This window comes from Rahnella sp. ATs2 (assembly GCF_051851855.1).
GTDB lineage: Bacteria > Pseudomonadota > Gammaproteobacteria > Enterobacterales > Enterobacteriaceae > Rahnella > Rahnella variigena.
In genome coordinates, this window is sequence record NZ_JBLYPL010000004.1 from 40,691 (window position 1) to 67,143 (window position 26,453).

Consider the following 26,453-nt stretch of genomic DNA (forward strand, 5'->3'; position numbering starts at 1 on the left):
ACGCTGATTTATATCAAAATAAATTTATAGCGAAACGTTATGACGATCACTTGCTCTTTTTTTTGCACTTGATTGGCAAAGCATTTTTATTTTTATGCACAGCAAATTATACAAAGCAGATCATCGTTTTTTGGGAAATGTTATGCATCCCTTGGCAAACCTTTTTCCACCGCTCGGATCAGCCGTTTCTGCTGCAGTGTTTGTACTTCAATACGATGTTCATTTCTTCTTTGAACCTGTTGCGCGATAGCCCAGCTGATATGTTCATCCAGCAGCGCATTTTCCCCTTCGCGCGAATGCAGCGAATCCATCACGTCCTGCGAGTAGGGCGCATTGCCTAATGCCACTGCTATGTTGCGCAGCCAGCGCAGATGTCCGATACGTCGTATCGGCGAACCTTCCGTAATCCGTAAAAACTTCTCTTCCGTCCAGCCAAACAAAGTCACCAGCTCCGGCGCATGCAGCGCGGCGCGCGGGCTAAAATCCTCTTCATCAGTCAGTTGCGAATAACGATTCCAGGGGCAGATCAGCTGACAGTCATCGCAGCCGTAGATGCGGTTGCCCATCAGCGGGCGGAATTCTTCCGGTATTGCCCCTTCAAGTTCGATAGTCAGATAGGAAATACAGCGGCGCGCGTCAACGGTATAAGGCGCAACGATGGCACCGGTCGGACAGGTAGTGATACAGGCCACGCATTTGCCGCATTTCTCTTCCTGAGGCTGATCGACGGGCAACGGCAAATCAATCAGCAGTTCGCCGAGAAAGAACCACGAGCCGGATTCACGGTTGAGAATAAGTGAGTGTTTACCAACCCAGCCAAGACCGGCTTTCGCTGCCAGCGGGCGTTCCATGACCGGCGCGGAATCGACAAAGGGGCGGAAGGTGACGGTCTGATCAGCATGCTCAGTACAATGCGCCTGGATCATGTCGCCCAGTTTTTTCAGGCGCTGCCGCAACACCTTGTGATAGTCGCGTCCCAGGGCGTAACGGCTGACATAACCGAGTTGCGGATTATTCAGGGTTTTGGCAAAGGCGGCTTTGGCGGGCAGATAGTTCATGCGCACGCTGATCACCCGCAGCGTGCCGGGCAGCAATTCATGCGGACGGGCACGTAACATGCCGTGGCGCGCCATCCAGTCCATCTCGCCATGATATTGTTTATCAAGCCAGTCTTGCAGTTTGGGCTCTTCAACAGATAAGTCTGTATCGCAGATGCCAACCTGCTGGAAGCCTAGCGATTGGCCCCATTGCTTGATATGTTGAGCCAGTTGAACGAGATCGAGAGGGAGTGTCATGACGAACCAACGTGAAAAACGAAACGAGGCGAGTTTACCACATTCCGTGTTTTCTGCTGACTGGCTGCGAAAAGCTGAGCGTCAGGCGGCGCAGGAAACGGGGATTTCTCTGTTTACACTGATGCAACGTGCGGCGAAGGCCGCTTTTTTACTGGCGCAGCGTGAATTTCCACATACGCGTCACTGGCTGATTTTATGTGGTCACGGCAATAACGGCGGTGACGGTTTTGAAATGGCGCGTCTGGCGAAAAGCGCAGGCATACGCGTGACGCTGCTGGCCGTGGAAGGGAGCAAACCGCTGCCAGAAGAAGCGGAAATGGCGCGAACAGGCTGGCTGAAAAGTGGCGGAGAAATCAATTCTGCCGATTCTGCATGGCCGCATGATGCTGATCTGATTATTGATGGTTTGCTCGGCACCGGTTTATCTTCTGCGCCCCGCGCACCTTACGACGGGCTGATTGACGCCACTAATTCGGCATCTTTGCCTGTGATATCTCTCGATATTCCTTCGGGGCTTGATGCGCAAACTGGCCAGACAGCGGGGAAGGCGGTTCACGCCACGTACACTGTCAGTTTCATCGCCCTTAAACCCGGTTTGCTGACCGGACAGGCGCGCGATTACACCGGTAAATTACATTGTGATGCGCTGGGGCTGCAAAGCTGGCTGGGTGGACATCTGGCAGCGTTACAGCGGCTGGACGCGTCGCAGTTAGGCACATGGTTGCACCCGCGCCGTCCATGTTCTCATAAAGGAGAACACGGGCGTTTATTGGTGATTGGCGGCGATACCGGTTTTGCTGGAGCAATCCGTATGGCGTCGGAAGCCGCTTTGCGCGCCGGTGCCGGATTGGTGCGAGTACTCACTCACAAAGAGCACGCTGGCCCGTTGCTGACCGCCAGACCTGAGCTCATGGTGCAGGAACTGACCGCAGCATCGCTAGATGAAGGGCTGGAATGGGCTGATGTGTTAGTCATCGGCCCCGGTCTGGGCCAGAAAGAATGGGGTAAACAGGCGGTTGATCGCGCGGCAAAATGGGATAAACCGGCGTTATGGGACGCTGATGCGCTTAACCTGCTGGCAATCAATCCCGGGAAACGGCAAAATCGCGTACTGACGCCTCATCCTGGCGAGGCAGCCCGCTTACTCGGTTGCAGCGTGAAGGAAATTGAGAGTGACCGCTTACTTTCGGCGCAGAAACTCACGGAACGCTATGGCGGCGTGGTGGTGCTGAAAGGTGCGGGCAGTCTGATTGCCAGTGAACATGGCGAAATGGCGCTGGCAGATGTCGGCAATGCCGGTATGGCATCGGGCGGCATGGGCGACGTGCTTTCTGGTATCATTGGCGGATTGCTGGCTCAGAAACTGAATATTTATGATGCGGCCTGCGCGGGCTCAGTAGTTCATGGCGCTGCCGCAGACGAAATTGCCCACCGGCAGGGAACGCGCGGTATGCTGGCAACTGATCTTTTAGCGGTGATTGCCCCGTTAGTTAATCCAGACCTGAAGAAATAGATATCACTGAATGAATCAACTTAATATCTCTCTACCCGACGAAGCGGCAACGCTGCAACTAGGTGCTTCACTGGCGAAAGCCTGCGAAGGCTCTACGGTTATCCATCTTTATGGCGATCTGGGAGCCGGTAAAACAACCTTTAGCCGGGGATTTCTTCAGGCATTGGGGCATCAGGGCAATGTGAAAAGCCCGACCTATACGCTGGTTGAGCCTTATCAGCTGGAAAAGATCGCCGTCTATCATTTTGACTTGTATCGCCTGGCTGATCCTGAAGAACTGGAATTTATGGGTATCCGAGACTATTTCGCACAGGATGCTATTTGTCTGGTGGAATGGCCGCAGCAGGGTGCTGGCGTGTTACCCGAACCAGATATAGAACTGACGCTGGATTATTCCCAGACCGGGCGCACCGCGAAGCTGGTGGCGGTTTCCGAATCTGGTATAAATTTGCTGCATCGTGTTCAACAGCAAGGATGATCACGCGATGAACTCACGTTTTACCTCTCTGTTTACGTCGGCGGCGATGTCATTATCGACGCGGATGTTATCGACGCTGATGTTGTTTGCTGTGCTGGCGTCGCCGGTTTTTGCGGCGGGCATGAAAAATATCAATGTTTCCAATGGCCAGACGCAGTCGACAATTACGATTACGTTTGACGGTTCGCCGGATTACTCCTTTTTCCCGCTGCATAATCCTGAACGTGTGGTGATGGATATCCGTCAGGACGGCGTGATGAAAGGCCTGCCGCTGAATTTTAACGGCCAGAACCTGGTGACGCGTGTGCGTGCCAGTACGCCGCCGAATGCACAAAGCCAGCGTCTGGTGTTTGAGCTGAATCAGAAAGTCAGAACCAACGCGACGAAACAAAAAGACGGCAGCCAGTACACGGTAGTGCTGACCATGAATGCCGCCGCGCCCGCACCACGCCGTGCTGCGCCGGTTGTCACAGCCACCAATACGCCTTCGCCAAATGCAGGCAAAACGGTCACGCCGTCGTCGAAATCCAATCCGTTTACCAACGATCAGACTAAAGTGGTTTCCACTTCCGTCGCCCCTGATAACTCGCGTTCATCAACTGTCAGCACCAGCGACAGCAGAATCATTGTCGCGATTGATGCCGGTCACGGCGGACAGGATCCCGGAGCCATCGGTGCGGGCGGTCTTAAAGAAAAGAACGTCACTATTGCCATCGCCCGGAAATTGCAGGCGATTCTGAATGCTGATCCTATGTTCCAGCCGGTATTAACCCGTGACGGTGATTACTTTATTTCCGTTATGGGACGTTCCGATGTGGCGCGTAAGAAAAACGCCAACGTACTGGTTTCCATTCACGCCGATGCCGCGCCAAGCCGCAGCGCGCGTGGCGCATCGGTCTGGGTACTATCGAACCGCCGTGCGAACAGCGAAATGGGTAACTGGCTCGAGCAGCACGAGAAGCAATCTGAGCTGTTAGGTGGTGCGGGTGACGTGCTGGCGAATACCGCATCCGATCCTTACCTGAGTCAGGCCGTGCTCGATTTGCAGTTTGGTCATTCTCAACGTGTCGGCTATGACGTTGCGACCCGTGTTCTGCGCGAACTGCGCTCCGTCGGCTCGTTGCATAAAGCCAAGCCGGAGCACGCCAGTTTAGGCGTATTACGCTCGCCAGATATTCCTTCACTGCTGGTGGAAACCGGCTTTATTAGTAACTCAACTGAGGAGCGGCTGCTGGGCAGCAGCGCGTACCAGGATAAAATTGCGAGGGCCATTCACATCGGTCTGCGTAATTATTTCCAGTCGCATCCGATACAAAACGGCCCAAAGGTCGAAAACCGTCCGCTGCTGGCCTCATCAGCAGCGGCGGCCGGCAGTAGCGCGAAAGCCAGTAATCAGCCGGGACCGATTGAAGTGACCGCCGGTGCAGCCGGTGCGACGCAGATCCATAAAGTGACCCGCGGCGAAACGCTGACCGGCATCGCAAACAGCTACGGCACGACGACTGCGGCGCTGCGTGATCTCAATAAACTGAAAAAAGACGGTGTCTGGGTCGGCCAGCGATTGAAAGTGCCAGCGGGCACCCGCACATCTTCTGGTACAACGGCAAAAGCGTCGAAGAAATCGTCGAAACATACGGTTAAACGCGGTGATACGTTGTCGGCAATCGCGAGTAAATATGGTGTCAGTATGAATGACATCAAAACCGCAAATCACATGAAGTCTGGCGAGGTACAGCTCGGCCAAACCTTAACTATTCCACAGTCATAGGCGGTTCATCACCGTCAGCCACAGGAGCCGCTATGCCGATCAAGGTACTGCCGCCGCAACTTGCTAACCAGATAGCTGCGGGCGAAGTTGTCGAAAGGCCGGCTTCCGTGGTGAAAGAGCTGGTGGAAAACAGCCTTGATGCCGGCGCAACGCGAATTGATATTGATATTGATCGCGGCGGTGCCAAGCTTATCCGCATTCGCGATAACGGCTGTGGTATTGGCAAAGACGATCTGGCACTGGCACTGGCGCGTCATGCGACCAGTAAAATTACCTGTCTTGACGATCTCGAAGCTATCCTGAGTCTGGGATTCCGCGGCGAAGCGCTGGCGAGTATCAGCTCGGTTTCGCGTCTTATCCTGACATCGCGCACGGCTGAACAAAATGAAGCCTGGCAGGCTTACGCTGAAGGGCGCGACATGGCGGTGACGGTCAAACCCGCGGCGCATCCGCAGGGCTCGACCGTAGAAGTGCTGGATTTGTTCTACAACACCCCCGCCCGCCGTAAGTTCATGCGCACCGAGAAAACCGAATTTACCCATATTGATGAAGTTGTCCGCCGGATTGCGCTGGCGCGCTTTGACGTGTCCGTCAATCTCAGCCACAACGGCAAGCTTATTCGCCAGTATCGCGCGGTCAAAGACCCTTCGCAGTTCTCCCGCCGTCTGGCAAGCATTTGCAGCCCGACATTTGTCGAGCACGCGCTGGAAGTGGAATGGAGTCACGGTGACCTGGCGATCCGCGGCTGGGTGGCGGATCCGGCGGGTTCGCGTAACCTGACCGACATGCAATATTGTTATGTGAATAATCGTATGATGAAGGATCGCCTGATAAATCACGCGATCCGTCAGGCCTATCAGGATCAGCTGAAAGACGATCAGCAACCTGCGTATGTGCTTTATCTGGATGTCGATCCGCATCAGGTGGATGTGAATGTGCATCCGGCCAAACACGAAGTGCGTTTCCATCAGTCGCGGCTGGTACACGATTTTATTTATCAGGCGGTAATGTCCGTATTGCAGCAGGCGGGCGCGCCGGTTCTGGATGAGCCACAGCTACAGGAAGATACACCACGCTGGCAGCAAGAAAATCGTCAGGCCGCAGGCGGGAATCATTTCTCGCAACCGGCAGAACGTAAATCATCACCACCGCGTGAAAATGTGTTTCCTGAAACAGCACGTGCCAGCCAGCCCCGGGAACCGGCTTTTCGCAGCAATGAACCGGCTTACAATCCTTCTGAAAGCAAGGCTTACGGCCGTTTATTGCAGCCTGCGCCGGAGTCATTCATCTTACAGGAACCGGCTCCTGTCGTGGCACAGCCCGCTAAGTCTGCCGCTTCTGCGGCCCGTACACTGGCTGAACCGGCGCTGGAATCACACAGCCAGAGTTTCGGACGTGTGCTGACGGTCTGTTCGGCGGAATATGCGTTACTCGAGCGCGGCAAACAACTGGTGCTGCTGTCGTTGCCGGTGGCCGATCGCTGGCTGAAATGGGCGCAGCTGACACCGCCGGAAGAAGGGTTACGTCCGCAGCCGCTTTTGATTCCGCTTAAACTGAACGTCAGTAAAGAAGAGGCCGCTGTCATGGCGCGGCATCAGACGTTATTGCAGCATTTTGGTTTAGAAATGCTCAATGAGTCGCATCGTGTGACGGTTCGCGCGGTACCTTTACCATTACGACAACAAAATTTACAAAAGTTGATACCTGATCTGTTAGGTTACCTTGCTGTTCAGCAGGAGGTGACTTCTGATGCGGTAGCCATGTGGTTTGCCCGCCACTGTGGCTGTGAGCACGAGGTCTGGACGATTTCACAAGCCATACAATTACTCACGGATGTTGAGCGTCTTTGCCCGCAGTTGGTGAAATCGCCTCCGTCCGGACTTCTGCAACCTCTTGATTTACAGCCCGCGCTGGCGGCTTTTAAGCATGACTGACTCTGAAAACAACGCGCTTCCCCCGGCAATCTTTATCATGGGGCCGACCGCATCCGGTAAAACGGCACTGGCGATGTCGCTGATGAACCATCTTCCCGTTGAGTTAGTCAGCGTGGACTCGGCTTTAATCTATCGTGGGATGGACATCGGCACAGCGAAACCGACGGCGGAAGAGCTGGCGCAGTCGCCGCACCGTCTGATCGACATTCTGGATCCGGTCGAGGCTTATTCCGCGGCAGACTTTCGTCGCGACGCATTACGCGAAATGGCTGAAATAACCTCACGCAATAAGATCCCGTTATTGGTAGGTGGGACTATGCTTTATTTCAAGGCATTGCTTGAAGGACTTTCCCCGTTACCACCGGCCGACCCTGAGGTTCGTGAACGTATCGAAAAGCAGGCGGCGGAGCAGGGTTGGGAAGCACTTCATGACCAATTGCGCGAGATAGACCCGGTGGCGGCAATGCGAATTCATCCGAATGATCCGCAGAGACTGTCCAGAGCACTGGAAGTTTTTTTTATTTCGGGTAAAACTTTAACGGAACTGACTAAAATTTCGGGTGAAACATTGCCCTATCGTGTTCATCAGTTTGCGATTGCCCCGACCCGTCGTGAATTATTACATACGCGGATCGAGGAACGTTTTAGTCAGATGTTGTCCAATGGTTTTGAAGACGAAGTCAGAACGCTGATAGCTCGGGGCGATTTGCATACCGATTTGCCTTCTATTCGCTGTGTAGGCTATCGCCAGATGTGGTCATATTTGTCTGGTGAATTCGATTACGATGAAATGGTTTATCGTGGTGTTTGCGCGACACGACAGCTGGCCAAACGTCAGATGACCTGGTTGCGAGGTTGGGAGGGTGTCGAATGGCTCGATTCTGAGAAGCCAGAAGAGGCCTTAAACCGTGTAATTCAGGTTGTTAGTGCATAGGTTGGGTGATTGTGTACAATTGATGAGTACTCAGCGCGCAAATTTTTTATGTGATTTATTTTCGAGCCGATAGGCTCAAAGTTACAAACAACAAACTAATAAGGAAAAGATAGAATGGCTAAGGGGCAATCTTTGCAAGATCCGTTCCTGAACGCATTGCGTCGTGAACGTGTTCCGGTTTCTATTTACTTGGTGAATGGTATTAAGCTGCAAGGCCAGATTGAGTCTTTTGACCAGTTTGTCATTCTGTTAAAAAATACGGTAAGCCAGATGGTGTATAAACATGCTATCTCCACCGTAGTGCCTTCCCGCCCGGTGTCACACCATAGCAATAATCCAGGTTCGGGCAGCACCAACAATTATCACCAAGGTAGTACTCCGTCTGCGCAACAGCCGCAGCAGGAAAACGATGACGCTGAATAAAGCGCAGCGTTGGTCAACCACGAAGGGGTTCATAAGTATTCCGATTATGCTTATGCACCCCCGGCTGGCGAATATTTCCCAAATGAGAGGTCGCAAGCTTGTTTGACCGTTATGAAGCCGGTGAGCAGGCCGTACTGGTTCATATCTATTTCTCGCAAGACAAAGACACGGAAGACCTGAGCGAATTTGAATCGCTGGTTTCTTCTGCAGGTGTAGAGGCGTTGCAAGTCGTCACCGGGAGCCGTAAGGCACCGCACCCTAAATACTTTGTCGGTGAAGGAAAGGCCCAAGAAATCGCAGATGCCGTCAAAGCAACGGGCGCCTCTGTCATCCTGTTTGATCACGCCTTGTCTCCCGGCCAGGAAAGAAACCTGGAAGCCTTATGCGAATGTCGCGTTGTCGACCGCACCGGATTGATATTAGATATTTTTGCCCAGCGGGCCCGAACACACGAAGGTAAGTTACAAGTAGAACTGGCGCAATTACGCCACATTGCTACCCGACTGGTTCGTGGCTGGACGCACCTTGAACGACAGGGCGGCGGTATTGGCGCACGTGGTCCGGGTGAAACCCAGCTCGAAACTGACCGCCGTTTACTGCGAGACAGAATCACTTTAATCCTCAGCCGTCTTGAAAAAGTGGCTAAGCAGCGTGAACAAGGTCGCCGTTCACGCGTTCGTGCGGATATTCCGACGGTGTCTTTGGTTGGATATACCAACGCCGGGAAATCCACACTTTTTAACCGTATTACTCAGGCCGATGTTTATGTGGCCAATCAGTTGTTTGCTACGCTTGATCCTACGCTGCGCCGTATTATGGTCGCAGATGTCGGGGAAACAGTTTTGGCGGACACCGTAGGGTTTATTCGTCACCTGCCCCATGATTTGGTTGCGGCCTTTAAAGCAACGTTGCAGGAAACCCGACAGGCATCTCTGTTATTACATGTTATTGATGCAGCGGACATCCGTGTTCAGGAAAATATTGACGCGGTGAATACGGTGCTGGCAGAGATCGAAGCAGATGAAATTCCTGCGCTGTTAGTGATGAACAAAATAGATATGTTGGATGATTTTGTCCCGCGTATCGACCGCAACGAGGAGAATTTGCCTGTCAGAGTCTGGCTTTCAGCCGTGACAGGTGAAGGCATTCCGTTGCTATTTCAGGCATTAACGGAGCGACTCTCCGGCGAAATCGCGCAGCATGAATTGTGCTTGCCGCCGGAAGCAGGCCGCCTTCGTAGCCGTTTTTACCAGCTTCAGGCAATTGAAAAAGAATGGATTGAAGAGGATGGCAGTATTGGTCTGATGGTGCGAATGCCCATCGTTGACTGGCGCCGCCTCTGCAAACAAGAGCAGGAACTGGAAAGCTATGTCCGCAACCAGAGCCTGTCTGATTTGGCCTGAAGAACACCAATCATAGAATAATGGAGCTATAACATGGCGTGGAATCAGCCCGGTAATAACGGACAGGACCGCGACCCCTGGGGCAGCAGCAATAATAATAGCGGCAACTCTGGTGGAAATTCTGGTGGAAATAATGACAACAAAGGCGGCCGCAATCAGGGGCCACCTGATCTGGATGATATCTTCCGTAAACTCAGCAAAAAACTGGGTGGTTTCGGTGGAAAAGGTTCAGGCAACAATAACAACAACAGCAATAACAACGGTGCGCCAACCGGTTCCGGTCATGGAATGAGTGGCACCCGGATTGCCGGCATCGCGGTCGCTGCGGTGGTGGTTATCTGGGCTGCAACAGGTTTCTATACCATTAAAGAAGCCGAACGTGGCGTTGTGACCCGTTTTGGTAAGTTCAGCCATCTGGTTGAGCCAGGCCTGAACTGGAAACCGACCTTCATCGACCAGGTACGCGCAGTGAACGTAGAATCGGTACGTGAACTTGCTGCGTCTGGCGTGATGCTGACCTCTGACGAAAACGTGGTACGCGTTGAAATGAACGTACAGTACCGCGTGACGGATCCTGAAGCTTATCTGTTCAGCGTCGCCAATCCTGACGACAGCCTGAGCCAGGCAACGGACAGCGCATTACGTGGCGTAATCGGCAAATACACGATGGATAAAATCCTGACTGAAGGCCGTACCACGGTGCGTAGCGATACCCAACGTGTACTGGAAGAAACCATTCGTCCGTACAAAATGGGTATCACTATTCAGGACGTTAACTTCCAGACCGCGCGTCCGCCGGAAGAAGTGAAAGCTTCCTTCGATAACGCGATCGCTGCCCGTGAAAGAGAGCAACAGTCTATTCGTGAAGCAGAAGCTTATGCGAACCAGATCCAGCCTCTGGCAAACGGTGAAGCACAGCGCTTACTGGAAGACGCAAAAGCCTATAAAGACCGTACTGTTCTGGAAGCACAGGGTGAAGTTGCCCGTTTCTCCAAACTGTTACCTGAATATAAAGCCGCGCCGGAAATTACCCGTGAGCGTCTTTATATCGAAACCATGGAAAAAGTCCTCAGTCACACCCGTAAAGTTCTGGTGAGTGACAAAGGGAATAACCTGATGGTATTACCGCTGGATCAGATGCTGCGTGGCGGCAATGCAGCAGCCAATGACACCAGCAAAAATGATGAATCAGGTTTGTTGCCTTCCGTTCCGGGTTTAACCAGCAGTAATGGCAAAAGCAGTGCCGGTACCAGCAGTTCCCGTTCGTCTGGCAGTGTCATGGACCAGCGCCGTGCAAATGCACAGCGTGACGATACACTTCGCGTAGGGAGAGAATAACAATGCGTAAGTCATTTTTACTTATCGTCGTTGTGGTGCTGGTGGCGCTTTATGCCTCACTGTTTGTCGTTCAGGAAGGTCAGCGCGGGATCGTGCTGCGTTTCGGTAAAGTCCTGCGTGACAGCGATAATAAACCGCTGGTCTATGCGCCGGGCCTGCATTTTAAAGTTCCTTTTGTGGAATCCATTAAAATGCTCGATGCGCGTATTCAGACCATGGACAACCAGGCTGACCGCTTCGTGACCAGCGAGAAGAAAGACTTGATCGTCGATTCTTACCTGAAATGGCGTATCAGTGATTTCAGCCGCTACTACCTGGCAACAGGCGGTGGTGATGTGTCTCAGGCAGAAATTCTGCTGAAACGTAAATTCAGTGACCGTCTGCGTTCTGAAATTGGTCGTCTTGATGTGAAAGACATCGTGACCGATTCCCGTGGACGTCTGACACTGGACGTGCGTGATGCGCTGAACACCGGTAGCGTAGGTGATGAACCTGAAGCGACCACTGAAGCTGATGATGCGATTGCCTCTGCGGCCAAACGTGTTGAACAGGAAACCAAAGGCAAACAGCCTGCGGTCAACCCGAACAGCATGGCAGCACTGGGTATTGAAGTGGTGGACGTCCGTCTGAAACAAATCAACTTGCCGGAAGAAGTGTCCAGCGCGATTTACGATCGTATGCGCGCTGAGCGTAATGCAGTGGCATTGCGTCACATTTCTCAGGGTAAAGAAGAGGCGACCAAGATCCAGGCAGCGGCGGATTACGAAAGAACCCGTACTGTGGCTGAAGCAGAACGTACAGCCCGTATCACCCGCGGTGAAGGTGATGCCGAAGCGGCGAAACTGTTTGCTGATGCATTCAGCCAGGATCCTGACTTCTACGCATTCATCCGTAGCCTGCGTGCTTACGAGGCCAGCTTCAAGAGCGGTAACGACGTCATGGTGTTGAGCCCTGACAGCGATTTCTTCCGCTTCATGAAGTCTCCTGATCAAAAGAACAAATAATTGCTGATGCAATTTCCAAAAGGCCCTTAACGGGCCTTTTGTCTTTTCTGAAACCGGTATAATTTTCCGCAAAGGAAGCACTGAGACACTCAACATGAATTCGACAATTTGGCTGGCGCTGGCGTTAGTTTTGGTTCTTGAAGGTTTGGGGCCGATGCTTTATCCAAAAACATGGAGAAAAATGATCCTCTCACTGGCGAATCTTCCGGACCACATTTTACGGCGTTTTGGCGGGGGACTTGTGGTGGCAGGCTTCGTTATTTACTACATGTTGCGTAGTCGTCTGGGCGGCTGAGGTTTTGTTACAACCCTGGTGTCACGTCTTGCTGCGACGCGTAGCACGCAATTAAAATTTTTCCCGCAAACGTGTGCTAAAAGTGCTGGAAAGCACAGAATGAGATGTTAGAATCCTTTTTTAAGCAACCTGGTGATTCTTGAGATGGGTAAGAACGTCGTCGTACTCGGCACTCAATGGGGTGATGAAGGGAAAGGCAAGGTCGTAGACCTGCTTACTGAACGGGCTAAATATGTTGTGCGCTATCAGGGCGGTCACAACGCCGGTCACACTCTGGTTATCAACGGTGAAAAAACCGTTCTTCATTTAATTCCTTCTGGCATTCTGCGTGAAAACGTGACCAGCATCATCGGCAACGGTGTTGTTCTGGCGCCTGACGCGTTGATGAAAGAAATGGGCGAACTTGAAGCTCGTGGCATCCCTGTACGCGAACGTCTGTTACTGTCTGAAGCTTGCCCGCTGATCCTGCCTTACCATGTCGCGCTCGACATGGCGCGCGAAAAAGCGCGTGGCGATAAAGCGATCGGCACTACCGGTCGTGGTATCGGCCCGGCTTATGAAGATAAAGTTGCCCGTCGCGGTCTGCGCGTAGGCGATCTCTTCAACAAAGAAACTTTCGCTATCAAGCTGAAAGAAATCATCGATTACCATAACTTCCAGCTGGTTAACTACTACAAAGTAGAAGCCGTTGATTTCCAGAAAACGTTGGATGATGTCATGGCTATCGCCGACATCCTGACGGCTATGGTTGTTGACGTGTCTGAACTGCTGGATGGCGCGCGCAAGCGTGGCGACCTGATCATGTTCGAAGGCGCGCAAGGCACGCTTCTGGATATTGACCACGGGACTTATCCGTACGTGACCTCTTCCAACACCACCGCTGGCGGCGTCGCTACCGGTTCAGGTATTGGTCCGCGTTATGTTGATTATGTTCTGGGTATCGTCAAAGCCTACTCCACCCGCGTGGGTGCAGGTCCGTTCCCGACTGAACTGTTCGACGAAACTGGCGAGTTCCTGCGTAAGCAAGGTAACGAGTTTGGCGCGACCACTGGCCGTAGCCGTCGTTGTGGCTGGCTGGACATCGTGGCTGTACGTCGTTCTGTGCAGATCAACTCCCTGTCTGGTTTCTGTCTGACCAAACTGGACGTGCTGGACGGTCTGAAAGAAGTGAAGCTGTGTGTCGGTTACCGTATGCCTGATGGCCGCGAAATGACCACCACTCCGCTGGCTGCTGAAGGCTGGGAAGGTATCGAGCCAATTTACGAAATCATGCCTGGCTGGACCGAAACCACCTTCGGCGTGAAAGAAGTAGAAAACCTGCCACAGGCAGCGTTGAACTACATCAAGCGTATTGAAGAGCTGACAGAAGTGCCGGTCGATATTATCTCTACTGGCCCGGATCGTAGCGAAACCATGATCCTGCGCGACCCGTTTGACGCATAACAGCTTGAGCTGATTGCGTAAAAACGTCTAACCGGGCAAAACTGCCCGGTTTATTTTTTTGTGAATCCCTTCTCTTGTGTACTTTCCATAAACCATCCACTATCTAAATGATTAGCTGCAAAGTTCGCGGCTGGTTTATCATCAAAGTGTCATAATAAACAATCATCTTCACCCTGTTGGCATGGCTGACGTGGAAAGACCGGGTAATAGCTACCCAGAGGTATGTGTGCAGTTAACGAGTTTTACTGATTATGGTTTGAGAGCGTTGATTTATATGGCTTCGTTGCCGGATGATCAGATGACCAATATTTCGCAGGTCACCGAGGTTTACGGTGTATCGCGCAACCACATGGTGAAAATCATTAATCAGTTGAGCCGTGCTGGCCTGGTGACTGCCGTTCGCGGAAAGAACGGAGGGATCAAACTGGGCAAGCCCGCAGAGACCATTCGCATTGGCGACGTGGTGCGCGAACTGGAACCTCTTTCGCTGGTCAATTGTGCCAGCGACTTTTGTCATATCACGCCTGCATGCCGGCTAAAACAAGTCCTGCACACTGCTGTAGAACATTTTCTTGATGAGCTGAATCAGTACACTCTGGCCGATATGGTCAAAGACAACTCAACGCTCTACAAATTATTGCTTGTTGAATGAAAGACTCTCAACAAACTGCTGATGACAACGGAGGAACCGCTATGTCACAAGATCCATTCCTGGAACGAGAAGCAGAAAAATACGAATCACCTATTCCCAGCCGTGAATTCATTCTGGAACATCTCGCGAAACGTGAAACCCCAGCCAGCCGGGAAGAAATCGGTAACGAACTGAATCTGTCCGGAGAAGAAGCGCTGGAAGCCCTGCGCCGTCGTCTGCGCGCGATGGAACGTGATGGCCAGTTAGTCTTCACCCGCCGTCAGTGCTACGCGCTGCCGGAGCGTCTGGACTTGCTGAAAGGCACGGTTATCGGCCATCGCGATGGTTACGGATTCCTGCGCCTCGAAGGCGTGAAGAAAGACGATGTGTATCTTTCTGCTGAACAAATGAAAATGTGCATCCACGGCGACGTGGTTCTGGCACAGCCGGTCGGCACCGACCGTAAAGGCCGCCGTGAAGCGCGCATTGTGCGTGTTCTGGTGCCGAAAACCAGCCAGATTGTTGGCCGTTACTTTACTGATGCCGGTGCCGGTTTTGTGGTGCCTGACGACAGTCGTCTGAGCTTTGACATCCTGATCCCGGCCGACGCCATTAACGGTGCGCGCATGGGCTATATGGTTGTTGTTGAACTGACTCAGCGTCCGACCCGCCGGACCAAAGCGGTGGGTAAAATCGTTGAAGTCCTCGGCGATAAAATGGGTACCAGCATGGCGGTGGATATCGCGCTGCGCACTCATGAAATTCCGCACGTCTGGCCGCCACAGGTTCTGAAACAGGTCGAAGATCTGAGCGAACAGGTGCCGGAAGAAGCGAAAAAAGGCCGTGTCGATTTACGCAGCCTGCCGCTGGTTACCATTGACGGTGAAGACGCGCGTGACTTCGATGACGCCGTGTACTGCGAGAAAAAACGCGGCGGTGGCTGGCGCCTGTGGGTCGCCATCGCCGACGTGAGCTATTACGTCCGTCACGGCACCGCGCTGGACGACGAAGCTCGCAGCCGCGCGACGTCCGTTTACTTCCCGTCGCAGGTTGTCCCGATGCTGCCGGAAGTGCTGTCCAATGGACTGTGTTCCCTGAACCCGCAGGTAGACCGCCTGTGTATGGTCTGTGAGATGACTATCTCCGCGCAGGGCAAACTGACCAGCTCTAAATTCTACGAAGCGGTGATGAGCTCCCACGCACGTCTGACGTACAACAAAGTCTGGCGCATCATCGAAGGCGATCCGGAACTGCGCGAGCAGTATTCGCCGCTGGTTAAGCATTTGCTTGAACTGCACACCATGTACAAAGTGCTGGATCAGGCGCGTGCAGAACGTGGCGGTATCGCATTCGAAACCGAAGAAGCTAAATTTATCTTCAATGCCGAGCGCCGTATCGAACGTGTCGAACCGACCGTGCGTAACGACGCCCACAAACTGATTGAAGAGTGCATGATCCTGGCGAATATTGCTGCGGCGCGTTTTGTTGAAAAACATAATGAGCCGGCGCTGTTCCGTGTGCATGACCGTCCAAGTGATGACCATATTTCTGCGCTGAAAAGCGTGCTGGGCGAACTGGGTCTGGTGATGGGCGGTGGTATGAAACCTGAGCCGAAAGATTACGCTCAGATCATGGATGAACTGGCCGATCGTCCTGACCGCGAAATGCTGCAAACTATGCTGCTGCGTTCGATGAAACAGGCGATTTACGATCCGGAAAACCGTGGCCACTTTGGTCTGGCATTACAATCTTACGGACACTTCACTTCACCAATCCGTCGTTATCCGGATCTGGCGCTGCACCGTGCGATCAAGTACCTGCTGGCGAAAGAGCACGGCACGCTGAAAGATCGCTGGACGCCAACCGGCGGCTGGCACAGTGATTACGAAGACATGTTGCAGTTAGGCGAGCATTGTTCAATGGCAGAACGCCGTGCGGACGAAGCGACCCGTAACGTGGCGGACTGGCTGAAATGTGACTTTATGCAGGATCACGTGGGTGAAGTCTTCACCGGCATCATCGCCAGCGTGACCGGCTTCGGCTTCTTCGTGCGCCTCAACGATCTGTTCATCGACGGACTGGTGCATGTGTCCTCGCTCGACAACGATTACTACCGTTACGATAACATCGGCCAGCGTCTGGTCGGCGAGTCTTCCGGTGCCGTTTACCGCCTCGGCGATACCGTCGAAATCCGTGTTGAAGCCGTGCATATGGATGAGCGTAAAATCGATTTCGCGCTGGTTTCCAGCACCCGCAAAGCGCGTGGTGAAGGCAAAACCGCACGCGATCGCGCTAAAAAAGGCGGCGAGCGTTCTATGCGTTCCGCAGCACCGGCCAACGCCGGCCGTCGTCGCACCGGTAAGAAAAACGTGAACTTCGAGCCGGACAGCGCCTTCCGCAAAGATGACGCGAAACCCGCCAAGCCGAAGAAAGAGAAAGCGGTAAGCGCGGTCGGTAAAGACGGTAAGCCGAAGAAAGCTAAAAAGCCTTCTGATAAAACAGCAAAAATTGCTGCGGCCACCAGAGCCAAACGCGCGAAGAAAAAGTCAGCAGAAAGCTAAGTCAGACGGGCTGGTATTCTACCCGAAAGCATTCAGGTTGCAGGAAGGCGGCAAACGAAGGAATCCCGATGAGCTTACTCAGGTAAGTGATTCGGGTGACTGAGTGCCGCCAACGCATCTGCAGCATGAATGATGAAGGGTATGATAGAATCGCCCGCAATCCCTGTTAACTTGCAGACAGCTTGCTGTCCGCAAGTCTATTTTAAAGAGCATCATGAGCGAAATTATCTACGGTATCCATTCCGTTAAAGCCTTACTCGATAACGATCCGCAACGCTTTCTGGAAGTCTTCATCCTGAAAGGTCGCGACGATAAACGCCTGAAACCGCTGATCGACGAGCTGGAAGCCAGCGGTATTGTGATCCAGGTGGCGAGCCGTCAGTGGCTGGATGATAAATCCGAAGGCGCCGTGCATCAGGGCATTATTGCGCGCGTGCGTGAAGGTCGTCAGTATCAGGAAAACGACCTGCCTGCATTGCTGGAAAGCCTCGATTGTCCGTTCCTGCTGGTTCTGGACGGCGTCACCGATCCGCATAACCTGGGCGCTTGTCTGCGTACTGCGGATGCAGCCGGTGTTCACGCGGTGATCGTCCCGCGCGACCGTTCTGCCAAACTGAATGCGACCGCCAAAAAAGTCGCCAGCGGCGCAGCTGAAAACGTGCCGTTGATCAACGTGACCAATCTGGCGCGTACCTTGCGCGTGTTGCAGGAACACAATGTCTGGATCGTCGGTACCGCCGGTGAAGCCGATCACGATCTGTTCCAGAGCAAAATGACCGGCCCGATGGCGCTGGTGATGGGCGCAGAGGGCGAAGGTATGCGCCGTCTGACCCGCGAACATTGCGACGAGCTGATCAGCATCCCGATGGCGGGCAGCGTCTCTTCCCTGAACGTTTCCGTCGCGACCGGCGTTTGCCTGTTTGAAGCGGTACGCCAGCGTGGTCTGAAGAAAAGCTGATTTCTGCTTTCTCAGCTGTTGATTAAACGGGAGCCTTTGGGCTCCCGTTTGCATTTCTGCCTTTGTGATCTGTCTGCCTGTTAATTCCCCGATTTTTACCATACTTAGGCCATATCCTTTTAACAGGGAGCAGGCGATGAACTGGGAAACACATCGGGTTTTTAATCAACCCAAGCCACTGAGTAACAGTAACTTATTCCTTTCCGATACACCGCTGCGCGAAGCGGTTTCCCGTCAGCAGGCGGGATGGGATGCTGACGTGCTGGCGTCGCTCGGGCAGCAGTTAGGCTCTGCGGAATCGCTGGAGCTGGGGAGGCTGGCGAATACCAATCCACCGGAGCTTTTACGTTATGACTCCTGCGGTGAGCGTCTGGACGACGTTCGTTTTCATCCCGCCTGGCATCTGCTGATGCAGGGGATGATCGCCAACCGTGTGCATAATTTGCCGTGGCAGGAAGATGCGCGTATCGGTTCGGCAGTAGCCCGAGCAGCGCGATTTATTCTTCACGGTCAGGTTGAAGCGGGAACGTTATGCCCGGTGACCATGACATTCGGCGCGATCCCGTTGCTGCAAAAAACGCTGCCGCCGGAATTCAGCGGCTGGCTGAAACCGCTGTTATCCGATCGTTATGATCCGCATCTGCAATCCGGCGACCAGAAGAAAGGCGTGCTGATCGGCATGGGCATGACCGAGAAGCAGGGCGGCTCTGATGTCCTCAGCAATACCACGCGGGCGATGGCGCTCGAGGGGCGCGGCGGCGGAAAGCCTTATCATCTGGTCGGCCATAAATGGTTTTTCTCTGTGCCGCAAAGCGACGCGCATCTGGTGCTGGCGCAGACTGATGGCGGACTTTCCTGTTTCTTTATGCCGAGAGTTTTGCCAGACGGAACACGCAATGCGATCCGCATTGAGCGGCTGAAAGACAAACTGGGTAACCGTTCGAACGCCAGCAGCGAAGTGGAGTTTCAGAATGCCACCGGCTGGCTGCTGGGCGAAGAGGGCGAGGGCATCCGCCATATCCTGAAAATGGGCGGTCATACGCGCTTTGACTGCGCGCTGGGCAGCCACGCCATGATGCGCCGGGCGTTGTCGGTAGCGCTGTACCACGCCTTCCAGCGGCAGGTTTTTGGTAAACCTCTTATCGAACAACCGCTGATGCGTCAGACGCTGAGCCGGATGGCGCTGCTGCTGGAAGGGCAGACGATGTTGCTGATGCGTCTGGCTGCGGCGTCTGGCGCGCAGGATAATCCGGCAGAACAGTTGCTGTGCCGGTTGATGACACCTGCCGCCAAATTTGAAGTGTGCCGTCAGGGAATGCCGTTTGTGTCTGAGGCGATGGAAGTGCTGGGCGGGATTGGATATTGCGAAGACAGCGAGCTGCCGCGTTTGTATCGTGAAATGCCCGTCAACAGCATCTGGGAAGGCTCGGGGAATGTGATGTGTCTGGATGTGCTGCGCACGTTCAAAAAACTGCCCGCCAGCGGAGAAATGCTGCAACAGATTTTGTATCAGGCGCGCGGCCAAAACCGCATATTCGACCGCGCTTCCCGTCAGTTTTTACAACGTCTGCGTACAGCGGAAGAAGCGCACGGACGCTGGCTGACAGGTCAGTTGTTCAACCTGATGACGGCAACACAAATGCTGGAATTTGCTTCGCCACCGGTGGCAGACGCCTGGTGCAGAATGGTGCTCGATCCGCGCGGCGAAACGCTGTTGCCGGAACGTTTGTGCCAGCTGTTGCTTAACCGCGCGATCGGCGCTGAATAATCAGCGGTAGAGTGTGGCCAGCGAGTACCAGCGGCCGGGAATAATGGTTTCGCTGTTAAACATGATCACGTAGTAATGCGCCCCTGCAGCATCAGCGCGGCGCTGAACTTCTGCTTCTGCATCCATCGGGCTGCCAATCACATCGACCGTGATACTGCCAATTTTCGTGAGTGTTGACGTCTGCGCACGGGTAATTTCCTGCGCTTTGGCTGTCACGGCGGGCGGAGGAACCGGCGTGGTATGCATCAGATTACTGCAACCGCTTAACGCAACGAGTAACAGCAACGCAGCGGAGATTCGGAGGGATTTCATCGTGATATCCGGTAAAAGGGCGATACCCTGAAGTGTAGCCCTTTCACCGGTCTGCTGGCGAGTCCGCGCGGTGTTTATTGACGCGCGAACCGCATTCTATCGTTCGGAAATTTTAAAGACGCTGACCAGTTTTGAGAGATGTCGCCCTTGTTCGCTGAGCGCCGCTGCAGTCTGCTGTGAGTTTTCGACCAGATTGGCGTTTTCCTGCGTTGCTTTGCCAATCTGCATAATGGCGATATTCACCTGCGAAATACCGGAAGATTGTTCGTGCGACGCCACATCAATATCGCTCATCAGCACTTTCACCTGACGGATCCCCTGCAATATATTGCTCATATTCGCCTGCGTTTTAGCAGCACTCTGATGCCCGTCTTCGACTTTGCTCAGGGAATCGGCGACCAGATTTTCAATCTCTTTAACCGCATTAGAACTGCGCTGCGCCAGTGCCCGGACTTCCGAGGCGACTACCGCAAAACCACGGCCATGTTCACCGGCTCTGGCGGCTTCTACGGCGGCGTTAAGTGCCAGAATATTGGTCTGGAAGGCGATGCCTTCGATAACGGTGGTGATATCCGCAATGCGCGTTGAGGCGTGTTTAATGGCCTCCATGCTTTCAACCGACTGATTCACCGCATCAGCGCCAACGGTGGCGGCTTGGTCGGTCTGCTGCACCAGCTGAGTCGCCTGCGTGGCGTTATCCGCCGTATTCTGCACAGTAGCGGTGATCTGCTCCATGCTGGCGGACGTTTCTTCCAGACTGCTGGCCTGCGTGCCGATCTGCTGATTGATCTGCTCGCTGTCGTGCGCCAGTCCTTGCGTGTTGAGCATGATTTCAGACGAAACCTGCCGTACCTCGCCGACAATTTTTTCCAGGCCGTGGCCGATGCCGTCGATGGCGTGCATCAGCGCGCCAATTTCATCCACGCGTTGCGTTTGTGCCCGCGCGCGCAGGTCGCCGCTGGCATATTGCTGCGCGATACTCACGACGTCGCTGAGCGGGCGGCTGACCAGTTTGCGCGTCAGCCAGATAAACAGCGCGGCGAAACAGGCCAGCGCCAGCAGGCTGATCAGCAGGAAGTGATTACGCGTACTGTTCACCTGCTCCATCAGGCTGTCTTTATCCGTGCTGCCGACCACGACCCAGTGCCACGCGGGAACATTCGCGTAGACCATAAATTGCTGGTGATGAGTGGCCGTGTCTGTGTACTCACGCTGGCCTTTCGGCTGCGCCATCACCTGTTGCAGTTCGCCCTCAGGCCACGCTGGCGTTTTTCCTTCATCAGTGGAATGCACCAGATATTTACCGAGATCTTTACCGGGTGCGCTGTTGAGCACAAAGAAATAGCCTTTCTCGCCAATGCGTTTGGACAGGATTTTCTGGCGCATGTCGGCGTATTCCTGCGTGATATCCACACCCACGAACAAAATCCCAATGACGCTGCCCTGCGCATCGCGCACCGGCTCATATTTGGTGATGTATTTTTTGCCGAACAGCGTTGCCAGCCCGCTGAAAGGTTGCCCTGCCATAATTTGCGCATAAGCGGGACTGGTATTGTCGAGCAGGGTGCCGATAGCGCGGTTGCCGTCTTGTTTTTTCAGCGAAGTCGTCACGCGGATAAAGTCATCGCCGCGGCGTGCAAACACGGTGGAAATTGCGCCGGTGCGGGCCAGAAAGTCATCGGGAATTTTGCTGTCGAGATTCAGCGGCAACCCGCCGGCTTTAATGACCGGCGCAGATTGTTCACCGACCATTACCGGATTGGTGGTATCCAGCTCGAAATCTGACGGCAGGAAATGGCGGAACAACCGTGTGTAGCTGTCCACTTCGGCATTCAGGCTGGCGTTGTACATTTCAATCATGTCCACCACACCGGTGACCTGCTCAGAAATGGCGTTGACGGCAAGTGTATTCACCTGCCTTCCGGCGGAGTGAGTCAGTGACAAAGTGAAAATAATAAATAACGAGCCGACCAGTAAAGAGGCGATGCTGGCCAGTTTTGCGCCAATGCTCCAGCGGCGAAAGGCGCGTTTTGATGACGTTTTCATTAAATTTTTCCGTTAGCTTCTGATAGCGCACTAACGGCGAAAAACAGGAAAGGATTAATGATCAAATGTAACTGATTATTTCAATAAAAATTGATCTGAATCAATGAAATAATATTGAATCTATGAATTTGAATTAAGGCCAGTGGTCCTGAAAATCAGAATTAAACATAACGGGTTATAAATTATACGAAAAAGGGAGTGGTTGCCGGTTTGCAGACCCGTAGAATGTCAGAGCACAGTAACGCCATATATTTTTCTAAATGCGCAGGGGAATTCACGATGGTAGAGATGTACGAAGAAACTGTTGAGGGGATCCAGGTGATCCACGCAGTACCCGCCGGGCAGTATCAGCAACAGCTCCCGACGATTTTTTTCTATCACGGTTTTTTGTCATCCAAAGAAATTTATTCCTATTTCGGTTACACGCTGGCAAAAGCGGGTTTTCGCGTGATCTTGCCTGATGCCTTAATGCATGGTGCCCGCGCAGAAAAAGATGAGGCCAGAACCGTGGCGAATTTCTGGGGCATTTTGCAAAACAACATCGATGAGCTGGCAATACTGAAAGATGTGTTTGTCGGACGCGGTCTGGCAGATCCGCAGCGTTTAGGCGTCGGCGGTGTCTCGATGGGCGGAATGACCACCATGGCGGCGCTGGTGAAATTCCCGTGGGTGAAAGTGGCGGCGAACCTGATGGGCTCAGGTTATTTCGCCCGTCTATCGCACTATCTTTTCCCTGCTTACAACGCCGGGGACATCGTATCGCGCGACGTGTTTGAACGCGAAGTCGCCCCTTTACTCAGTCTGGATATCGGCGGAAAAGCGGCGTTAATCGCCGATGTTCCGTTATTTGTCTGGCATGGCGAAGAAGATGATGTCGTCCCCTTTGCTGAAAGCCAGCGGTTGCGGCAGGAACTGTCAGAAAGCGGCGCTGATGCCAATCTGACCTTTATTTCTGAAGCGGGCGCGAAGCATAAAGTCTCGGTTTATGCGCTGGCAGAAGCTACGGCATTCTTCGCGGCGAAGCTGTAGAGAAATTAATCTGCCTTTCTCCTTGAGTTTCCCACAGGCTGTACATATAATTGCGCGTCATTTTTTCGACCGCACACAAACACGTTCCTTGCTTCCATGGGCCGCGGTTGACCCTGACAGGAGGCTGAATAATCCGTAAGGAGCAATTCGATGCGTCATTACGAAATCGTTTTTATGGTTCACCCTGACCAAAGCGAACAGGTTCCGGGCATGATCGAGCGTTACAGTGCAGTAATCACTAACGCTGCTGGTCAGATTCACCGTCTGGAAGACTGGGGCCGCCGTCAACTGGCTTACCCGATCAACAAACTGCACAAAGCTCACTACGTTCTGCTGAACGTTGAAGCTCCGCAGGAAGCGATCGATGAGCTGGAAACTAACTTCCGCTTCAACGACGCCGTTATCCGTAGCATGGTTATGCGTACTAAACACGCGGTAACTGAAGCATCTCCAATGGTTAAAGCTAAAGACGAGCGCCGTGATCGCCGCGAAGATTTTGCTGAAGCTAACGATGATGCTGAAGCTGGGGATTCTGAAGAGTAATTGCCGTGACGGCGAATCGTCTGGTGTTGTCCGGCACAGTGTGCAAGACCCCCATTCGTAAAGTCAGTCCTTCGGGCATTCCACACTGCCAGTTTGTGCTAGAACACAAATCCTCGCAGCAGGAAGCCGGATTTAACCGACAAGCATGGTGCAGAATGCCCGTGGTTGTCAGTGGACAAGCGTCACAAGCATTAACTCACAGTTTAACGGTCGGCACGCAACTCACTGTTACCGGATTCATTAGCTGCCATCAAGGGCGCAATGGACTGAATAAAGTGGTGTTACATGCCGAGCAGATTGATTTGATAGATACTGGAGACTAGCCTAATGGCACGTTATTTCCGTCGTCGCAAGTTCTGCCGTTTCACCGCGGAAGGCGTTGTAGAGATTGATTACAAAGACATCGCTACACTGAAAAACTACATTACCGAAAGCGGTAAAATTGTCCCGAGCCGTATTACCGGTACTCGTGCAAAATACCAGCGTCAGCTCGCTCGTTGCATCAAGCGCGCTCGCTACCTTTCATTGTTGCCATACACTGATCGTCATCAGTAATCGGCACTGTCTATTAACGACTTTGAGAGGATAAAGTAATGCAAGTTATTCTGCTTGATAAAGTAGCAAACCTGGGCAGCCTGGGTGATCAAGTTAACGTTAAAGCGGGCTACGCTCGTAACTTCCTGGTACCACAGGGCAAAGCTGTTCCTGCTACCAAGAAAAACGTTGAGTTCTTCGAAGCACGTCGTGCAGAACTGGAAGCCAAACTGGCTGACGTTCTGAACGCTGCTGAAGCTCGCGCAACTAAAATCAACGAACTGGGTTCAGTAACCATCGCGTCTAAATCAGGCGACGAAGGCAAACTGTTCGGCTCTATCGGTACTCGCGATATCGCTGATGCAGTAACTGCTGCTGGCGTTGAAGTTGCTAAAAGCGAAGTTCGTTTGCCGAATGGCGTTCTGCGTACCACTGGTGAACACGAAGTTGAGTTCCAGGTACACAGCGACGTATTCGCTAAACTGAACGTAGTTGTGGTTGCTGAAGCGTAATAGCGCTGAAGTTAACCTGTGAAACGCCGGCCATGCGCCGGCGTTTTGCTTTTCTGCGTTTGGGAAAGCGGAAAGGTATCGTCTGAAAATCGGGATCAGTTACTGCGCTGGAAACTGCCGTCCGGCTGACGGGTAAATGTCACCGTAACATTCTGATCTGTCGTCACCTGCAAAGCAGTGACAACCCCTTGCGCATCACGTTGAATTTTCACTTCCTGCCCGGTCTTCAGGGTACTCAGCGGTTTTTCTGCGCCTTCAACCCTTGCCATCGAGAACACATCATTGACCGCCATATTGTTATCGCGGAATAACTGCGCCAGCGTCTGACCGGATTGCACCTGATAACTGCGCCATGCGCCGCTGTTGTCATTACTTTGCGGCGAAACAGGATCCGGCTGTGCCATCTGGGTGGTGCGACCCTGATCGTTACGCAAATCAGCCTGCATCGGAATGCTGGTCGGTTGTTGCGGCTGCGCAGGCGCATAGGTATTTTCAGGCGTATAAGGCCACAGCAGTGCCAGAAGGATCACCAGTACCGCAAGAATAATGCCGCGGCGATGCGCATAAGGCAGTGGCGACATCCAGTGGAAATCGTCGCTCAGATGCCAGATTTTATTGAGCAGTGTTTTGCCCCGGCTGACCGCCGGCTTTTCAGTTTCAGCGGTGACGCCGTCCTGAATGTCGCTTTCACTTTCGCTCTGTGCTGACGTGTCTCGCAATGGCCTTTTCATAATGGCAATCCAGGATCTCAACATGGGTTGATAAATACGGATGGCTTTCCTTCTCCTGGGCGGGATTCTGCCCATGACGACCTCTCTTGTTAACTGTCGCAATTTCTACTGGCTGTTGCTGCCTAGTATAGCTGTTTAACTGCTTGATGCGGAAAGGGACAAAGCACAAATATCACCCAAACGATGTGCTAAATGGCGTCAAATGCGAAAAATTTCCCGAAAAGAGGAAGGAACTGCGCCTGCCGTCATGTTGCCTCACAGAGGATTTTACCCAAAAGCCTTGCGCTGCTATGCTGCGCCTTCGACATTTTTAAGAGCTAAGGAAATTTCATGACTACCCCTTCATTTGACAGCGTAGAAGCGCAGGCAAGTTACGGTATCGGCCTGCAGGTCGGTCAACAGTTGCAGGAATCAGGTTTGCAGGGCTTAGAGCCTGACGCACTGCTGGCAGGCTTACGCGACGCGCTGGAAGGGAATACGCCAGCCGTTCCTGTTGATGTGGTTCACCGCGCACTGCGTGAAGTCCACGAACGTGCTGATGCTGTCCGTCGTGAACGTCAGGAAGCTCTGGCTGTTCAGGGTCAGGAATTCCTGGCTGCAAATGCACAGCGCGAAGGCGTGAGCAGCACCGAGTCTGGTCTGCAATTCTCTGTTATCACTCAGGGCGAAGGCACCATCCCGGGCCGTCAGGACCGTGTACGCGTTCACTACACCGGTAAACTGATCGACGGTACTGTGTTCGACAGTTCAGTTCAACGTGGCGAACCGGCTGAATTCCCGGTTAACGGCGTGATCGCAGGCTGGATCGAAGCACTGACCCTGATGCCAGTCGGTTCTAAATGGGAGTTGTACATCCCTCATAACCTGGCTTACGGCGAACGTGGTGCGGGTGCTTCCATCCCTCCATACAGCGCGCTTATCTTTGAAGTTGAGCTGCTGGAAATTCTGTAATTCTTCTCAGAATACAGAAACAAGAAAGGGCGCATATGCGCCCTTTTTT

Annotated in this window: 25 protein-coding genes; 21 read left to right on the forward strand and 4 right to left on the reverse strand. The window is 53.2% G+C overall.

Annotated elements, in window-relative coordinates; translation table 11 throughout:
* Window positions 1-140: 140 nt before the first annotated feature.
* Window positions 141-1,295: a tRNA epoxyqueuosine(34) reductase QueG gene (gene queG, locus ACJY2G_RS04755; protein ID WP_279920187.1), complete on the reverse strand. Its 1,155-nt coding sequence runs from the start codon at window positions 1,293-1,295 to the stop codon at window positions 141-143.
* Here queG and nnr point away from each other — a divergent pair.
* From nnr to ACJY2G_RS04830, 15 genes are all read left to right on the forward strand, one after another.
* The gene (nnr, locus tag ACJY2G_RS04760) at window positions 1,294-2,808 is read left to right on the forward strand and encodes a bifunctional ADP-dependent NAD(P)H-hydrate dehydratase/NAD(P)H-hydrate epimerase (RefSeq protein WP_430320062.1); all 1,515 of its coding nucleotides are present in this window, start codon (window positions 1,294-1,296) and stop codon (window positions 2,806-2,808) included. The two genes, queG and nnr, sit on opposite strands and share 2 nt — an antisense overlap.
* Window positions 2,809-2,818: 10 nt before the next feature.
* The gene (gene tsaE, locus ACJY2G_RS04765) at window positions 2,819-3,286 is read left to right on the forward strand and encodes a tRNA (adenosine(37)-N6)-threonylcarbamoyltransferase complex ATPase subunit type 1 TsaE (protein ID WP_112286833.1); all 468 of its coding nucleotides are present in this window, start codon (window positions 2,819-2,821) and stop codon (window positions 3,284-3,286) included.
* A 7-nt stretch (window positions 3,287-3,293) separates the two neighbouring features.
* A complete protein-coding gene (gene amiB, locus ACJY2G_RS04770) occupies window positions 3,294-5,054 on the forward strand; it encodes an N-acetylmuramoyl-L-alanine amidase AmiB (protein ID WP_430320061.1) in 1,761 nt (586 codons plus the stop codon).
* Between the two features lie 32 nt (window positions 5,055-5,086).
* The gene (gene mutL, locus ACJY2G_RS04775) at window positions 5,087-6,988 is read left to right on the forward strand and encodes a DNA mismatch repair endonuclease MutL (protein WP_430320060.1); all 1,902 of its coding nucleotides are present in this window, start codon (window positions 5,087-5,089) and stop codon (window positions 6,986-6,988) included.
* Window positions 6,981-7,922, forward strand: coding sequence for a tRNA (adenosine(37)-N6)-dimethylallyltransferase MiaA (miaA, locus tag ACJY2G_RS04780; RefSeq protein WP_439291414.1), 942 nt, complete (start codon window positions 6,981-6,983; stop codon window positions 7,920-7,922). Before mutL ends, miaA begins: the two co-directional genes overlap by 8 nt.
* A 114-nt stretch (window positions 7,923-8,036) precedes the next feature.
* The gene (hfq, locus tag ACJY2G_RS04785; protein ID WP_013573763.1) at window positions 8,037-8,345 is read left to right on the forward strand and encodes an RNA chaperone Hfq; all 309 of its coding nucleotides are present in this window, start codon (window positions 8,037-8,039) and stop codon (window positions 8,343-8,345) included.
* A 98-nt stretch (window positions 8,346-8,443) separates the two neighbouring features.
* Window positions 8,444-9,748, forward strand: coding sequence for a ribosome rescue GTPase HflX (gene hflX, locus ACJY2G_RS04790; RefSeq protein ID WP_014333660.1), 1,305 nt, complete (start codon window positions 8,444-8,446; stop codon window positions 9,746-9,748).
* Window positions 9,749-9,781: 33 nt separating this feature from the next.
* Entirely contained in the window at window positions 9,782-11,086 is a 1,305-nt protein-coding gene (gene hflK, locus ACJY2G_RS04795) for an FtsH protease activity modulator HflK (protein ID WP_113877087.1), read from the forward strand.
* A 2-nt stretch (window positions 11,087-11,088) separates the two neighbouring features.
* On the forward strand, window positions 11,089-12,090 hold the full coding sequence (hflC, locus tag ACJY2G_RS04800; RefSeq protein WP_112286828.1) for a protease modulator HflC: 1,002 nt from the start codon (window positions 11,089-11,091) through the stop codon (window positions 12,088-12,090).
* 94 nt (window positions 12,091-12,184) lie between these two features.
* Entirely contained in the window at window positions 12,185-12,385 is a 201-nt protein-coding gene (locus tag ACJY2G_RS04805; protein ID WP_120162421.1) for a DUF2065 domain-containing protein, read from the forward strand.
* A gap of 144 nt (window positions 12,386-12,529) precedes the next feature.
* Complete coding sequence (locus ACJY2G_RS04810; RefSeq protein WP_112286826.1) at window positions 12,530-13,828, forward strand: adenylosuccinate synthase; 1,299 nt, start codon at window positions 12,530-12,532, stop codon at window positions 13,826-13,828.
* 226 nt (window positions 13,829-14,054) lie between these two features.
* Complete coding sequence (nsrR, locus tag ACJY2G_RS04815) at window positions 14,055-14,480, forward strand: nitric oxide-sensing transcriptional repressor NsrR (RefSeq protein ID WP_013573769.1); 426 nt, start codon at window positions 14,055-14,057, stop codon at window positions 14,478-14,480.
* 41 nt (window positions 14,481-14,521) lie between these two features.
* Window positions 14,522-17,020: a ribonuclease R gene (rnr, locus tag ACJY2G_RS04820; RefSeq protein ID WP_112286825.1), complete on the forward strand. Its 2,499-nt coding sequence runs from the start codon at window positions 14,522-14,524 to the stop codon at window positions 17,018-17,020.
* A 214-nt stretch (window positions 17,021-17,234) separates the two neighbouring features.
* Window positions 17,235-17,978, forward strand: a complete 744-nt coding sequence (rlmB, locus tag ACJY2G_RS04825; protein WP_095923693.1) for a 23S rRNA (guanosine(2251)-2'-O)-methyltransferase RlmB — start codon at window positions 17,235-17,237, stop codon at window positions 17,976-17,978.
* Between the two features lie 136 nt (window positions 17,979-18,114).
* On the forward strand, window positions 18,115-19,746 hold the full coding sequence (locus ACJY2G_RS04830; RefSeq protein ID WP_430320058.1) for an isovaleryl-CoA dehydrogenase: 1,632 nt from the start codon (window positions 18,115-18,117) through the stop codon (window positions 19,744-19,746).
* Here ACJY2G_RS04830 and bsmA read toward each other — a convergent pair whose 3' ends face one another.
* Together bsmA and ACJY2G_RS04840 are read right to left on the reverse strand one after the other, a co-directional pair.
* A complete protein-coding gene (bsmA, locus tag ACJY2G_RS04835) occupies window positions 19,747-20,058 on the reverse strand; it encodes a biofilm peroxide resistance protein BsmA (RefSeq protein ID WP_430320057.1) in 312 nt (103 codons plus the stop codon).
* A 96-nt stretch (window positions 20,059-20,154) separates the two neighbouring features.
* The gene (locus ACJY2G_RS04840) at window positions 20,155-22,104 is read right to left on the reverse strand and encodes a methyl-accepting chemotaxis protein (protein WP_439291418.1); all 1,950 of its coding nucleotides are present in this window, start codon (window positions 22,102-22,104) and stop codon (window positions 20,155-20,157) included.
* Window positions 22,105-22,383: 279 nt separating this feature from the next.
* On the opposite strand from ACJY2G_RS04840, the gene yjfP reads away from it, so the two are divergent.
* The 5 genes from yjfP to rplI all read left to right on the forward strand — a co-directional run bounded on the left by yjfP (window position 22,384) and on the right by rplI (window position 24,722).
* Window positions 22,384-23,133, forward strand: coding sequence for an esterase (yjfP, locus tag ACJY2G_RS04845; RefSeq protein ID WP_430320055.1), 750 nt, complete (start codon window positions 22,384-22,386; stop codon window positions 23,131-23,133).
* Window positions 23,134-23,283: 150 nt separating this feature from the next.
* Window positions 23,284-23,676, forward strand: coding sequence for a 30S ribosomal protein S6 (rpsF, locus tag ACJY2G_RS04850; RefSeq protein WP_013573776.1), 393 nt, complete (start codon window positions 23,284-23,286; stop codon window positions 23,674-23,676).
* A 5-nt stretch (window positions 23,677-23,681) separates the two neighbouring features.
* Window positions 23,682-23,999 carry a primosomal replication protein N gene (gene priB, locus ACJY2G_RS04855; RefSeq protein ID WP_095923688.1) on the forward strand — a complete coding sequence of 106 codons (318 nt, stop codon included), beginning with the start codon at window positions 23,682-23,684 and terminating at the stop codon, window positions 23,997-23,999.
* Between the two features lie 4 nt (window positions 24,000-24,003).
* Window positions 24,004-24,231 (forward strand): 30S ribosomal protein S18, encoded by a 228-nt coding sequence (rpsR, locus tag ACJY2G_RS04860; protein WP_002210155.1) that lies wholly within the window; start codon window positions 24,004-24,006, stop codon window positions 24,229-24,231.
* 38 nt (window positions 24,232-24,269) lie between these two features.
* Window positions 24,270-24,722, forward strand: coding sequence for a 50S ribosomal protein L9 (gene rplI / locus ACJY2G_RS04865; RefSeq protein WP_013573778.1), 453 nt, complete (start codon window positions 24,270-24,272; stop codon window positions 24,720-24,722).
* A 95-nt stretch (window positions 24,723-24,817) separates the two neighbouring features.
* Here the strand turns inward: rplI and ACJY2G_RS04870 are convergent, their stop codons facing one another.
* Complete coding sequence (locus ACJY2G_RS04870) at window positions 24,818-25,528, reverse strand: LysM-like peptidoglycan-binding domain-containing protein (RefSeq protein WP_430320054.1); 711 nt, start codon at window positions 25,526-25,528, stop codon at window positions 24,818-24,820.
* 255 nt (window positions 25,529-25,783) lie between these two features.
* Between ACJY2G_RS04870 and fklB the strand changes: the two genes are divergently transcribed.
* Window positions 25,784-26,404, forward strand: a complete 621-nt coding sequence (gene fklB / locus ACJY2G_RS04875; protein ID WP_037034256.1) for an FKBP-type peptidyl-prolyl cis-trans isomerase — start codon at window positions 25,784-25,786, stop codon at window positions 26,402-26,404.
* Window positions 26,405-26,453 lie beyond the last annotated feature (49 nt).

Coding starts and splice junctions, on each gene's coding strand:
- nnr (WP_430320062.1), top strand. CDS start 1,294: ATGACGAACCAACGTGAAAAACGAAACGAGGCGAGTTTACCACATTCC.
- queG (WP_279920187.1), bottom strand. CDS start 1,295: ATGACACTCCCTCTCGATCTCGTTCAACTGGCTCAACATATCAAGCAA.
- tsaE (WP_112286833.1), top strand. CDS start 2,819: ATGAATCAACTTAATATCTCTCTACCCGACGAAGCGGCAACGCTGCAA.
- amiB (WP_430320061.1), top strand. CDS start 3,294: ATGAACTCACGTTTTACCTCTCTGTTTACGTCGGCGGCGATGTCATTA.
- mutL (WP_430320060.1), top strand. CDS start 5,087: ATGCCGATCAAGGTACTGCCGCCGCAACTTGCTAACCAGATAGCTGCG.
- miaA (WP_439291414.1), top strand. CDS start 6,981: ATGACTGACTCTGAAAACAACGCGCTTCCCCCGGCAATCTTTATCATG.
- hfq (WP_013573763.1), top strand. CDS start 8,037: ATGGCTAAGGGGCAATCTTTGCAAGATCCGTTCCTGAACGCATTGCGT.
- hflK (WP_113877087.1), top strand. CDS start 9,782: ATGGCGTGGAATCAGCCCGGTAATAACGGACAGGACCGCGACCCCTGG.
- hflC (WP_112286828.1), top strand. CDS start 11,089: ATGCGTAAGTCATTTTTACTTATCGTCGTTGTGGTGCTGGTGGCGCTT.
- ACJY2G_RS04805 (WP_120162421.1), top strand. CDS start 12,185: ATGAATTCGACAATTTGGCTGGCGCTGGCGTTAGTTTTGGTTCTTGAA.
- ACJY2G_RS04810 (WP_112286826.1), top strand. CDS start 12,530: ATGGGTAAGAACGTCGTCGTACTCGGCACTCAATGGGGTGATGAAGGG.
- rnr (WP_112286825.1), top strand. CDS start 14,522: ATGTCACAAGATCCATTCCTGGAACGAGAAGCAGAAAAATACGAATCA.
- rlmB (WP_095923693.1), top strand. CDS start 17,235: ATGAGCGAAATTATCTACGGTATCCATTCCGTTAAAGCCTTACTCGAT.
- ACJY2G_RS04830 (WP_430320058.1), top strand. CDS start 18,115: ATGAACTGGGAAACACATCGGGTTTTTAATCAACCCAAGCCACTGAGT.
- bsmA (WP_430320057.1), bottom strand. CDS start 20,058: ATGAAATCCCTCCGAATCTCCGCTGCGTTGCTGTTACTCGTTGCGTTA.
- ACJY2G_RS04840 (WP_439291418.1), bottom strand. CDS start 22,104: ATGAAAACGTCATCAAAACGCGCCTTTCGCCGCTGGAGCATTGGCGCA.
- yjfP (WP_430320055.1), top strand. CDS start 22,384: ATGGTAGAGATGTACGAAGAAACTGTTGAGGGGATCCAGGTGATCCAC.
- rpsF (WP_013573776.1), top strand. CDS start 23,284: ATGCGTCATTACGAAATCGTTTTTATGGTTCACCCTGACCAAAGCGAA.
- rpsR (WP_002210155.1), top strand. CDS start 24,004: ATGGCACGTTATTTCCGTCGTCGCAAGTTCTGCCGTTTCACCGCGGAA.
- rplI (WP_013573778.1), top strand. CDS start 24,270: ATGCAAGTTATTCTGCTTGATAAAGTAGCAAACCTGGGCAGCCTGGGT.
- ACJY2G_RS04870 (WP_430320054.1), bottom strand. CDS start 25,528: ATGGGCAGAATCCCGCCCAGGAGAAGGAAAGCCATCCGTATTTATCAA.
- fklB (WP_037034256.1), top strand. CDS start 25,784: ATGACTACCCCTTCATTTGACAGCGTAGAAGCGCAGGCAAGTTACGGT.